The organism is Lentzea sp. HUAS TT2, from assembly GCF_051853195.1.
Lineage (GTDB): Bacteria > Actinomycetota > Actinomycetes > Mycobacteriales > Pseudonocardiaceae > Lentzea.
In genome coordinates this window covers 9,864,439-9,876,243 of record NZ_CP196667.1, presented here as the reverse complement: position 1 = coordinate 9,876,243, position 11,805 = coordinate 9,864,439, and the positions used below count along the sequence as shown (strand labels likewise).

Genomic DNA, 11,805 nt, shown 5'->3' with positions numbered 1-11,805 from the left:
TAGTCGCTCCTAGGAGGGGTTGGCTGCGTGAGTCAGCGTCTCCCAGGCGATGAAGAGGTTGTCGGTCCCGTGTGGACGATTCGACTCCGTGTAGATCTTGGTGTTCGCCATCGCGATGCCGAGCCTGGTGTTCAGCGCGTTGTAGCTGACCTCCGGCGTCGGCCCGAGCTCACGGCTGAGCGTGCCGCCGCACAGCCACGACGGCATCGGCTCGCCGTTCTGGTACTTGCTGTGCAGGCCCCACGCGTGCCGCATCCGGTCCTTGATCTCACCCCAGATGTCCTGGCCCTGGATCCACGCGGTCTCGGCGAGGTGCGAGGCCGCTGAGAGTCCGTACGCCGTGTGGGCGAAGTCCCGGCAGGTCTCCTGGGTGAGACCGTCGACGAACGTGGACTGGTTGTGCCAGTACGAGATGATCTCGGCCCTGGTGTCGATGCCACTGCCCGGCGGCGTCTTCGGCAGCGCCCCGTCGGTCGTCAGGTAGATGAACGCCTGGATGCGCGTCCGGAAGATGCCGATGGCCTTGTCGTAGGCGGCCCTGTCCTCCAGGAACACGGAGATGCCGATCGACGCCTCCATCATGCTGAGTTCCCAGTTGCCGTTGGTGTTCGCGCGGCCGTTCTGGATCTCCGGCAGGTAGACGGTGCGCAGCATCGTGCCGAACCTGGCGCTGCCCGGCCAGTTCCCGTGGACGTGCTTGATGATCTCGGCTGCCTTGGGCCAGCTCGACGCCGACCACGCGGTCTGCAGCGGGGCGTTGGAGTTGGTGTGGTCGCGGATGGTGCTGGACCAGGCGTCCATGATCTGGATCGCCTTGGTCGCGTACCTCGCGTCGCGCGTGACGTACCAGGCCAGGGAGAGCGTGTACGCGGCGAGCGCGTCCTCACGTTCGTCGGTGCAGCCGTTGTTGGGGTTGCTGACGGGACCGCACTCCACGACGGCGCGGGGCTTCGGCGTGCGGTTCAGGTCGGCGTACTTGGTCGTCATCATGCGGTCGTAGGCGGTCTTCCACGGCTGTGCGCCGGCCAGGACCTTGGTGCGCATGAAGTCGAGCTGGGGCCGGGAGACCACGACTCCCGGGTGGACGAACGTCGCCGGTGCCGCCTGGGCTGAGCCGGTGACCGGGACCAGAAGGGATGCGAGCAGTGCGATCAGCACCGTGCAGGAGCGGGTGACCATGCGGCCAGTGTTAGTGGTCTATACCTTTGTGGTCAACCATCCCGGCACAAGATTCACGGTGGTGAACAAACTCAAGCGGGGCAACGGAAATCCCCCGGTGCGCGGGAGGTGCACCGGGGGATTTCGCCTATCTGAACTGCGAGGTCAGCAGGTCACTCGCGGCACTTCTTGCCGGTGTTGACGCAGTTGACGAGGCGGTTCATGATCTTCTGCGACATCACGTTCGCGAAGTCGTCGTGGTCGGTGAGCGGGTTGTGCTCCTCCTCGGGGAAGGAGTCGACCAGGTACCGGCCGTCCTTCTGGACGTCCAGCGGGATGTTGTAGGTCAGCGAGATGCGCAGCTGGGGAACGGCCTTGAAGCCCTGCTTGCACTTGCCGTTGGCGTCGGGGAACACGATGTGGTCCCGGTGGTTGGCCGAGTCGATGTTCTTGCCGTCCCAGCAGCTCGGGAAGTCGTGCACGCGCTTGACCTTCGAGCCCTGCGGGCAGATCGGGTACTTGTCCATCAGGACCTTGTCCTCGAAGCCGGAGCAGGTCCACGAGGCCTTGGCGTTCTTCGGGCCGTTCTGGCCGGCCTTGGCGTCACCGTAGAGAACGCGGAGGAACTTCGGCATCGCGACGACCTTGCCGGTCGGGCTGCCGCGGAACTGGAGGTCGACGACGGCGGGGCGCTGGATCTCGCCCTCGTTGCCCTCGAGCTCGTTGTCGGCGTTCTCCTCGGGGTTCGGCTGGTTCTTCTTCGCCTCGGTGCCCTCTGCCTGGGCGGCGTCGGCGTTCTCGCCACCGTTGTCGAGACCCTGCTCGCCGGCGGCCTTGTCCTTGACCGCACAGGCGGCGGCCGGGTTCAGGTCGGGAGCCTGCTTGCCCTGGCGGCTGAACGCCAGCATCATCCGGTTGAGGATGGCGGCGCGCTTCTCGCGCGTCGGGCCGACGATGATGTTGTCACGGTCCTGGGCCTTGGTGGAGGCGACCTTCTTCTCGGCCTCCTCGGTCACCTTCTCGATGTTCTCGAGTTCCTTGTCGATCTCCGCCTGGGCGGCGTCCGGCACGTCCTCGGGGAGCAGCGACGCGACGTCGGGGCACTCGAGGGCGGGCGCGGCCTTGGCGGCCTTGTCCTTGTCCTGCTGCGCCTTGTCGTCCTTCTTCGGCGGGGCCTGCTCCTCGGCCGGAGCGGCCTCGTCCGGCTCTTCGTCGATGATGCGCACGACGGGCCAGAAGTACGCGGACTTGTCACCGTTCTTGCAGGTCGTGCCTGCCGCCTGCAGTGACTGGTTGTTGGAGTCCGCGTTCGTGGAGAGGTTGCCGACGTAGTCGTGCAGGTGCTGGGCGCCGTTGCGGACACCAGGCTGTGCGATGAAGTTGTCCGGGTTGAAGTGCCCGTTCTCGTTCCGCCCGCAGTTCACGGTGAACGTGCCTGTGGTGGCGTCGTTCTCCGGCTTCGGTTTTTTGACGTTCGGCTTCACCTTGGTGATGTCGACGAACAAGCTCTTGTCCGCACCGTCGGCGAGCGCGGAGCCATCAGAAGAACTGATGGCCACCACCGCGGCACCGCCCGCGACCACGGCCATCGCCGCAGCCGCGGCGGTGAGCCAGATCGTGGATTTCCTCCGGTGAATAGCCATTTGCCACCTCGTGGTAGTCCGATAAAACGGCATGGTGAAGCTGACGGCGGTATGAGGCCGCTATCTTCGGGATGAACCTGGGTGTGCTGTTTTTTAGAACGAACGAGATTTCCGCCGTGTTTTCTTCGATCGGGATATCATTCGCATCCCCACCAACGCGAGCGCGAGCACTCCGATGGCCGCGAAGAAGACGCCGTTGTTGTCACCGAACACGCCTTGCTCGGCGGTGCGGGTGAACCTGGTGCCCTCCGGCACCGTCGGGATCACGCCGTCGGTCGGGTTGGCCGCCTGGTCCGCCTGGTCGCTCGTCGTGTCCGGAGCCCCGGTGCTGTCTGCGGGCGGCGGAGGCGCGAGCGGTTGTGGTGACTCCAGTCCGGCGAAGTCGACGCGACCCGTTTCCTCGAGCACCTTCATGTGGTCGAAGACGGTGATCATCGCTTGCGTGGAAAGGATGCGGATGAGCTCGTTCTTGGTGCCGGCCCTGATCTGTGCGGCGTAGGCGTAGACCTTGCCGTGGGCCGCGCGGAGCCGGTTGGCGAAGACGGCGTCGAACTCGTCGCCGGTCGCCGCGTCCATCTCGGCGAGCCAGCCCTTCTGCTCGTCCGAGGCCTCGGTGGGCAACGTGTGGCCGAGCAGTACGCCCGCCCGGTTCACCACGTTGTCCAAGAGCGTGTGCCCCTCGATGAGGTGCTTGCAGGCCTCTTGGATCTTGGGCTGGTCGGCCCGCTTGGCCTTGCCCTTCTCGCCTGCGGGCTTCTCCCACAGCCCGGCCTGCTTGACCCGGTTCATGAAGTCCCGGTCAGCCGGCCCGAGCGGCCCCCACTGCGTCTGGACGACCTCGTCGCCCGTGCCGCCGCTGCCGGGCGGCGGGGTGGAGATGGGGGTGGACGGCGTCGTGCTGGGCTGGCCGACAGCGCTCCCGGCGTTCAGGAGCACCGCCAGCGCACAGCCGGCCAGCGCGACCATCAGTCGCGTCGGCTTCGCCAGATCCATGGAGAGTCGCACGACCGGGGATACGGCCAGCAATGCGATGGCGCCTCAGTTCGAGACGTCGCTGTTATCGAAACGTTATCGGCGGCGCCGCAACCCCGGCCGCGTCTGGGCCAAATCCCCCGCATAGGGTCGTGAGCATGAGCAAGCGTTTTGTGGCGTTGGGGGACTCATTCACCGAGGGTGTGGGCGATGACGACGCCAGTCGACCGAACGGTGTCCGCGGCTGGGCCGACCGCGTCGCCGACGTGCTGGGGGCGATGGACCCGGAGTTCACCTACGCCAACCTGGCCGTGCGCGGCCGGCTGATGCCGCAGGTGCTGGGCGAGCAGCTCGACCGCGCCATCGCGATGGAGCCGGACCTCGTCTCTCTCTACGCGGGCGGCAACGACCTCATGCGACCCAAGGTGAACATCGACGCGTTGATGCGTCGATACCGCGAGGCCGTCGCACGGCTCGTGGGCGCGGGCGCGCGCGTAATCCTCTTCACCGGCGTAGACGGTGGTGAGGACCCGGTGTTCCGCAAAATGCGTGGTCGCGTGGCCATCTACAACGAGTACGTGCGCGCGATCGCCGCCGAACACGACTGCGTCCTGGGCGACATGTGGAACATGCGGCAGCTGCGCGACCGTCGCATGTGGTCGCCGGACCGGCTGCACCTGAACTCGCTCGGTCACACCGAGGTCGCGATCTCCGTGCTGGAGGGCCTGGGGGTCGACCACGCGCTGGAGCGGACCCTGCTCGGCGCGGCTCCGCTCATCGACCGCCGCGTCCGGCGCGCGGAGGACTGGAAGTGGGCGCGCGAGCACGTCGTGCCGTGGGTGATGCGGCGGGTGCGCGGGGAGTCGTCCGGTGACGTGATCCGGCCGCGCCGCCCGGAACTACTGCCGCCGTCGTAAGTAGAACGTGTTCCTTGGCGCGGTCGCTTCTAACGAGGTGACCGCGCTTTGGTGACGGCTTTCCGCGTGATTCTTTGCATGTAGAACGCGTTCTAGAACTTGCTTGGGTCTTGATGGATGCAGATCCCTAACGTCTGAACGCATGCGTCGCAGGACCGCACTGATCGCACTCACGATCTGCGCGCTGGTCGCCGGATGCGGAAGCAGGCTCACCGACGAGCAGCGCGCGGCACTCGTCGTGCCCCAGGGAGCCTCCGCCGGCACCCAGGAGGGCGCGGTGACCGGCGAGGACGCCGCGGTGCCCGAGGGGTCCGCGGAACAACCGGGCGCCGCGAACCCGCAACAGCCGAACAAGCAGCCGAACCCGCCCGGCAGCATCGCGGGCGGCTGCCAGGGCACCGGCGGCGCCACGGACAAGGGCGTCACGGCGGGTGAGATCACCATCGCCAACATCTCCGACATCAGCGGCCCGGTCCCCGGCATCTTCCAGTCCGCGCAGCAGGCCACCAAGGCGTTCGTCGAGTACTTCAACGCCACCCAGGGCTCCGTGTGCGGGCGCAAGCTCAAGCTCGTCTCGTTCGACTCGCGCACCGACAGCGGCGGCGACCAGCAGGCCACCTCGCAGGCCTGCGAACAGGCCTTCGCGCTGGTCGGCTCGATGTCGGCGTTCGACCAGGGCGGTGGCCCGGCGGCCGCGGGCTGCGGCATCCCCGACCTGCGCGCCTCGACGGTCACCGCGCAACGCCAGCGCACCCCGGTCAGCTTCGGCGTCGCGTCGAACGTCGTGAACCTCGTGTCGTCCGCCGGCCCCGACCTGGTCAAGTCGAGCTTCCCCGGCGGCATCAACGCGGCGGCGTACCTCTACCTCAACGCCGACGCGAGCGCGCAGAACGCCAAGAGCATGCAGAAGGCGGCGGAGGCGCGCGGGATCAAGTTCGTCTACTCGCAGGCCATCGACATCACCGACGTCAACTACGCGCCGTACGTGGCGAAGCTCAAGGAGACCGGCACCAAGATCGTCTACTGGATCGGGTCGGCGCAGTACGCGGTGCGGCTGCAGCAGGCCATGCGGCAGCAGGGGTACACGCCGGAGGCGTTCATCACGGACCCGTCCGCCTACGACCCGCAGTACATCAAGCAGGGCGGTGCGGCGGTCGACGGCACCGTCGTCTACACGAACGGCGCGCTGTTCGAGGAGTCCAACGCCCAGGTCGCGCTGTACAAGCAGTGGCTCGGCCGGGTGGCGCCCGGTGTGGCGCCCTCGTACTTCGGGATGTTCGCCTGGGCCGCGGCACGGCTGTTCGTGACCACGGCGGCGAAGGTGGGGCCGCAGCTCACGCGCAAGGCGATGCTGGACGCGGTGCGCGGGGTGCACGACTTCACCGCAGAGGGGATGGTCGCGCCGCAGGACGTGGGTGGGAAGCGGACCTCGGCCTGCATGACGCTGGTGCGGCTGAAGGGCGGGGCGTGGTCGCGGCTGGCCCCGGCGTCCGGGTACTCGTGCGGGCAGTTGATCGACACGGGGGTGGGTGGATGACCGCACTCCTGGCCTACACCATCTTCGGGCTCGTCACCGGCGGCGCCTACGCCGTGGTGGCCGGCGGGCTCGTGCTGACCTACAGCACCTCCAAGGTGTTCAACGTCGGCCACGGCGCGATCGGCATGGTCATGGCGTTCCTCTACTGGGAGCTCGCCGAGAACCGCGGCCTGCCCCAGTGGCTCGCGCTGCTGCTCGTGGTCGGCGTGTGCGCGCCGCTGTTCGGGCTGGTGATCGAGCGGTTCATCATGCGACGGCTCGCGGGCGCGCCGGTCGGCATCACCCTGGTGGCCGGGGTCGGCGTGCTGGTCGGGCTGATCGGGGTGGCGCAGGTGATCTGGCCGCCGCAGGCGCGTCCGGTGCGGCCGTTCCTCGACCAGCTGGGCGTCCACATCGGACAGTCCTTCGTCAGCGGGCACGACCTGGTGACGCTGGCCTGCGCGGTGCTCGTCGCGGGCGGGTTGTACGTGCTGCTGAACCGGACGCGGACCGGGCTCGCGATGCGGGCGTGCGTAGACGCGCCGGAACTGGCCTCGCTCTACGGCACGAGGCCGCACCGGCTCTCGGCGCTGAGCTGGGCGATCGGGTCGGCGCTGGCCGCGCTGGGCGGGATCCTGCTGACGCCGGTGGTGCAGCTCGACTACGTGACGATGACGTTGCTCGTGATCACCGCGTACACCGCCGCGCTGGTCGGGCGGTTGCGCAGTCTGCCGTGGACGTTCGCCGGCGCGCTCGGGCTCGGGCTGGTGCAGTCGTACGCGGTGGCCTACCTGCCGTCCTCGCCGTTCTGGATCTCCTTCCGGGCGGCCATTCCGGCGTTGCTGCTGTTCGTCGTGCTGCTCGCGATGCCGCAGTCGCCGCTCAGGATCGGTGGTGTGCGGGGATCTCGCGGCCTGGCGGTGCCGAACGCGGTGACGACCGGGGTGGGGGCCGGGCTGTTCGCCGGAGTGGTCGTGGTGCTGGCGTTGCTGGTGGACTCGGTGGTGGCCGGGCAGCTCGCGCTGGCGCTGGTGTTCGGGATCGTGCTGCTGTCGATGGTGCTGCTCACCGGGTACGGCGGCGTGGTGTCGCTGGGGCAGTTCACGTTCGTCGGCGTGGGGGCGGTGACGGTCGCACGGCTCGGGTCGGCCTCGCCGCTCTCGCTGGTGATCGGGGCCCTCGTCGCGGCGGCGGTCGGGGCGCTGATCGCGTTGACGGTGCTGCGGGTCAGCGGGCTGTACCTGGCGCTGGCGACGCTGGGGTTCGCGCAGCTCATGGACAAGCTCGTGCTGCAGTCGCCGGTCGCGTTCGGGGTGCGGGGCAGTCTGCAGGTGCCGCGGCTGGTCGAGTCCGCGACGGGGCAGATGCTGCTGGCCGCCGGCGTGTTCGTGCTGGTCGGGATCGGCGTGCTGACGATCAGGCGCGGACGGCTCGGACGGCGGATGATCGCGGTCAAGGACAGCTCGGCGGCGTGCGCGACGCTCGGGCTGAACGTGCGCTGGGTCCGGGTCTGGGTGTTCTCTCTGTCGGCGGCGATCGCGGGGCTCGCGGGCGGCTTGTTCGCGCAGCTGCGCGAAACCGTTGCGGCGAGCGACTTCCAGCTGTTCAACAACCTGCCGTTGCTGCTGTTCGCGGTGATCGCGGGCGTGACGTCGGTGTCCGGCGCGCTGCTCGGCGGGGTGCTGCTGATGCTGCTCCCCGTGCTGCAGAGCGGTTTCCCGGCGTTCGCGGGGGTGGCGGTGGTGCTGCTCGGCGTGGCGGCGGCCGGGCTCGCCAGAGATCCGAACGGGCTCGTCAGCTGGGGCTTCCGAGCCTGGTCCTGGCGGCGCGCATGAGCACGTTGCGGGTGGAGGGCGTGACGGTCCGCTTCGGCGAGGTGACCGCGGTCGACGACGTGTCGCTGGTCGTCGAACCCGGCGTCACCGGGCTGATCGGCCCCAACGGCGCGGGCAAGACGACGTTGTTCGACGTGATCAGCGGACTGCGCAAACCGTCGGCGGGGCGGGTGCGGCTGGACGACGAGGACATCACCGCGAAGGGCCCGCACCAGCGGTCGAGGCTGGGTGTCGCGCGGACGTTCCAGCGGCTGGAGGTCTTCGGGTCGCTGACGGTCTGGGAGAACGTCCTGGTGGCGCTGGAGAGCCGGCGCCGGCCCGCGAAGATCGCCGGGGAGCTGCTGGAACGGGTCGGGATCGCGGAGTTCGCGGACAACCAGGCCGACACCGTCCCGACCGGCGCCGCACGGTTGCTCGAACTGGCCAGGGCGCTGGCCACCGACCCGGTGTTGCTGCTGCTGGACGAGCCGTCGTCCGGCCTGGACCGCGCCGAGACCGACGCGTTCGGCGAGCTGCTGCGACAACTGAGCGCGGAGGGCCGCTCGGTCGTGCTGGTCGAGCACGACATGGACCTCGTCATGGGCTACTGCGACCACGTGCACGTGCTGAACCTGGGGCGGCTGCTGGTGTCCGGCACACCGGACGTCGTCCGTGCGCACGAAGGTGTCCGGGAGGCGTACCTCGGATGATCGACCTGATGGACGTCCACGCCGGCTACGGCCGGATCGAGGTGCTGCGCGGAGTGTCGCTGAACGTCCCGCGCGGCACCGTCACCGCACTGCTGGGCCCGAACGGCGCCGGCAAGTCGACGCTGGTCAAGGTCCTCAGTGGACAGTTGAGGGCCACCTCCGGCCACGTCCACCTGGCCGGCGTGCACGTCAACGACGCCGCGCCCGACGAACTGGCCCGCGCCGGCCTGTGCACGATCCCGGAGGGCCGCGCGATCTTCCCGAACCTGACCGTCGCGGAGAACCTGCGGCTGATGCGCGGTGACGCCGACGTGGTCTACGCCCGGTTCCCGAAGCTCAAGGCGCGCCACAAACAACTCGCCGGCTCGATGTCCGGCGGTGAGCAGCAGATGCTCGCGTTCTCCCGCGCGCTGATCACCGACCCGGCCGTGCTGGTGATCGACGAGCTCTCGATGGGCCTCGCGCCGGTGATCGTCGCCGAGCTGTACGAGGTGGTGGGGGAGCTGGCGCGCTCCGGCGTCACGATGCTGATCGTGGAGCAGTTCGCCGAGACCGCCTCCGCCGTCGCCGACCAGGTCGTCGTGATGACGCACGGCGAGATCTCCGCCGACAACGACCTCGCCACCGTCTACTTCGGAGGGACGTCATGAGGTACGCGCTCGTCCTGCTGCTCCTCCTGCTGTCCCCGGCACCCGCCAAGGCCGACATCGGCGGCTTCACGCTGTCCGCCCACGCCGCGCCGGTCTCCGTGCTGCTGCACACCGACCTCATCCCGGTGCCGGCCGAACCGCAGGGCGAGGTGCATCTCTCCTACACGCAGACCGAACTGGGCTCCGGCCCGATCGGCCGGTCGGTCGCCAGCTCGCTGTGGCCCGGCGCGGCCGTGGGCACCGGACTGCCGCAGCTGCTCGGGTTCGCCTACCCGGTGCAGGCCAACGCGGCCTACCCCGGCGGCCCCGCGGACCAGTCCCAGCCGGGCATGAAAGCCGCCGCGGGAGCTGCGAAGGCCGAGTCCTACGCCGGTGCCAAGCAGGAGGTGCCGTTCCTGCTGACCGCCGACGGCCTGTCGTCGAGCAGCGTCAGCTCCGTCAGCGCGTCCGAGGCCCGGTCCACCGCCGTCACGTCCGCGCAGACGATCTCGGTGCTGGCCGGGCTGGTCGTCCTGTCGGGTGTGAAGTTCGAGTCCGTGGCCGTGAGCGACGGCAGCAAGGGGAGCGGCACCAGCACGTTCTCCGTCGCCGAGTTCACCGTGCTGGGCCAGAAGTTCCCGGTCAAGGCCCCGGACGCGCCGCCGGACGGGCTGCTGAAGGCGTTGGAGCCGCTGGGCATCACCCTCGCCTGGCCCACGGCCGCCACGAAGCTCGAGGCCACGTCCGCGACCTCCTCCAGCCGCGGCCTGACCCTCACCGTGGACGTGCTGGCGTTGCGGACCAAGCTCGGACTCGGCGGCATCCTGGACGGCGTCCTGGCCCCGTTGCTGCCCAAGGAGCTCGTGCCGCTGCTCAACCCGCTGCGCAAGATGGTGGTGGTCGTCGGCGACACCGAGGCCGTCGCGAACGCCTCCGCCTCCTCCGGCTCGCTGACCCCGCCCGACGCACCGGCACCGGTGCTACCGCCGCCACCCGTCGCCGACGAGCCACCACCGGCACTGGGCTCACCCCCGGTCGCGGGTGTGACCCCGCCGTCGAAGTCGGTCACCCCGGTCGCCTCCGCCCGCACCAGGCCTCGCTCCCTGCTCGACTTCCCCGGCGTGCCGGCACTGCTGGTGCTCACCGGGCTCGGGGTCGCCGCCGCCGGGGCGTTCGGCATGAAGTCGTTCGGCACCTTCCTGCTGGGCGGCGCCCCCTGTCCCTCCGGGCACCCCACCGGTGTCCCCGACCTGCGGGTGAACCCATGACGATCCAGGACCGGCGCCGGGCGCGGATGCGCAGCGGGCTAGGACTTGTCGGCACGATGCTGATGACCGCGGGCATCGCGGCGATCCTGTTCGCCTGGTGGGGTGTCGCGCACACCGGCTACACGTTCGAGCAGATCCCGTACGTCGTGTCGGGCGGGATCCTCGGTGTCGGGCTGATCGGTGTCGGCGGGTTCCTCTACTTCGGGTCGTGGCTGACGAAGCTCGTGGAGGAGCAGCGGCAGACGACCTACGCGCTCCTGCAGCTGCTGGAGGAGCGCGAACGATCTAGCGTGCCGTAAAGGCGTAGGCGGGCAACGGCACGTTGCCGCTCTTGCGCGAGGTCTGCCGCAGCAGTTCCTTGGCCAGGCCCTCCGGCGCCTCCTGCAGCGCGATGAAGATCTCCCAGTCGGCGTCCTGCAACGGGCTCGTGTCCACGTCGGACACCCGGTCGACCACCCACCCGGCGCGGTCGAGCGCGGCGAGCAGCGTCGCACGGGTGAGCGGCGCGCGGATGTTGCCGTCGGTCTCGCCCATGCGGTCCTGCGCGAGCACGGCCAGCAGGTGCGGGACCTGCTGTGGGTGCGCCGGTTCCGGGTCCCACTCGGCGAAGCAGAGCCGGGTGCCGAGCTCACGGGCCTTCGTCAGCGTCCGTTCGAGACGGTCGGCTGACGCGAAGTACCAGGAGCAGTGGGCGAGCACGACGAGGTCGTAACCGGTTCCGACGTCATCGGTGAGCACGTCCGTCTCGTAACGCATGTCGATGCGCGAGCCGAGCGGTCCGTCGAGCAGATGCTGCGCGGACTGGCCCACGGTGACCGGTGCGCCGTAGTCTCGCGGCGCGACATCGGTCCCGACCACTGTCCCGTTCGGACCCACCCGGTCCGCGAGCACAGCGGTCATGTCGCCCTGGCCGCAACCGATCTCCAGCACCCTGGCGCCCTCGGGGATCTGCCAGGTTTCGGCCAGTTCGAGTCGGTATTCGGTCTGTGTGACCTGGATGTCCGAATCGTGTGCCGAAGCGGCCATGAGCGAGGCGATCTCCTGAGCGTTCATCGCGTCGCAGGGTAAGAGAGCGTTCTCATCACCGCATCTGATTAGCGGTGTTCACACCCTTGAACCATTGGTTTAGACCAGTTAACGTGCTCGGCATCACGTACCCCCTGCACGTGAATGGAGCA

11 protein-coding genes are annotated in these 11,805 nt (G+C 69.1%); 7 read left to right on the top strand and 4 right to left on the bottom strand.

The features are described from left to right. Positions 1-9: 9 nt before the first annotated feature. The 3 genes from ACSHWB_RS46730 to ACSHWB_RS46720 form a co-directional block, all read right to left on the bottom strand. Positions 10-1,179 (bottom strand): alginate lyase family protein, encoded by a 1,170-nt coding sequence (locus ACSHWB_RS46730; RefSeq protein WP_439659791.1) that lies wholly within the window; start codon positions 1,177-1,179, stop codon positions 10-12. Positions 1,180-1,331: 152 nt separating this feature from the next. Continuing rightward, positions 1,332-2,801 carry a DUF1996 domain-containing protein gene (locus ACSHWB_RS46725; protein WP_439659790.1) on the bottom strand — a complete coding sequence of 490 codons (1,470 nt, stop codon included), beginning with the start codon at positions 2,799-2,801 and terminating at the stop codon, positions 1,332-1,334. A 93-nt stretch (positions 2,802-2,894) separates the two neighbouring features. After that, a complete protein-coding gene (locus ACSHWB_RS46720; RefSeq protein WP_439659789.1) occupies positions 2,895-3,794 on the bottom strand; it encodes a DUF4142 domain-containing protein in 900 nt (299 codons plus the stop codon). Positions 3,795-3,931: 137 nt separating this feature from the next. On the opposite strand from ACSHWB_RS46720, the gene ACSHWB_RS46715 reads away from it, so the two are divergent. The 7 genes from ACSHWB_RS46715 (at position 3,932) to ACSHWB_RS46685 (ending at position 10,926) form a co-directional block, all read left to right on the top strand. Further along, positions 3,932-4,690, top strand: a complete 759-nt coding sequence (locus ACSHWB_RS46715; RefSeq protein ID WP_439659788.1) for an SGNH/GDSL hydrolase family protein — start codon at positions 3,932-3,934, stop codon at positions 4,688-4,690. Between the two features lie 142 nt (positions 4,691-4,832). Further along, positions 4,833-6,227, top strand: a complete 1,395-nt coding sequence (locus tag ACSHWB_RS46710) for an ABC transporter substrate-binding protein (RefSeq protein WP_439659787.1) — start codon at positions 4,833-4,835, stop codon at positions 6,225-6,227. Then, positions 6,224-8,041, top strand: coding sequence for an ABC transporter permease (locus ACSHWB_RS46705; protein ID WP_439659786.1), 1,818 nt, complete (start codon positions 6,224-6,226; stop codon positions 8,039-8,041). Before ACSHWB_RS46710 ends, ACSHWB_RS46705 begins: the two co-directional genes overlap by 4 nt. Then, complete coding sequence (locus ACSHWB_RS46700; RefSeq protein WP_439659785.1) at positions 8,038-8,730, top strand: ABC transporter ATP-binding protein; 693 nt, start codon at positions 8,038-8,040, stop codon at positions 8,728-8,730. The genes ACSHWB_RS46705 and ACSHWB_RS46700 overlap by 4 nt, the downstream gene beginning before the upstream one ends. Continuing rightward, complete coding sequence (locus ACSHWB_RS46695; RefSeq protein WP_439659784.1) at positions 8,727-9,380, top strand: ABC transporter ATP-binding protein; 654 nt, start codon at positions 8,727-8,729, stop codon at positions 9,378-9,380. Before ACSHWB_RS46700 ends, ACSHWB_RS46695 begins: the two co-directional genes overlap by 4 nt. Continuing rightward, positions 9,377-10,627 (top strand): choice-of-anchor P family protein, encoded by a 1,251-nt coding sequence (locus tag ACSHWB_RS46690; protein WP_439659783.1) that lies wholly within the window; start codon positions 9,377-9,379, stop codon positions 10,625-10,627. The genes ACSHWB_RS46695 and ACSHWB_RS46690 overlap by 4 nt, the downstream gene beginning before the upstream one ends. Further along, the gene (locus ACSHWB_RS46685) at positions 10,624-10,926 is read left to right on the top strand and encodes a hypothetical protein (RefSeq protein ID WP_439659782.1); all 303 of its coding nucleotides are present in this window, start codon (positions 10,624-10,626) and stop codon (positions 10,924-10,926) included. The genes ACSHWB_RS46690 and ACSHWB_RS46685 overlap by 4 nt, the downstream gene beginning before the upstream one ends. Here ACSHWB_RS46685 and ACSHWB_RS46680 read toward each other — a convergent pair. Further along, positions 10,913-11,680: a methyltransferase domain-containing protein gene (locus tag ACSHWB_RS46680; RefSeq protein ID WP_439659781.1), complete on the bottom strand. Its 768-nt coding sequence runs from the start codon at positions 11,678-11,680 to the stop codon at positions 10,913-10,915. The two genes, ACSHWB_RS46685 and ACSHWB_RS46680, sit on opposite strands and share 14 nt — an antisense overlap. Between the last annotated feature and the right edge of the window lie 125 nt (positions 11,681-11,805).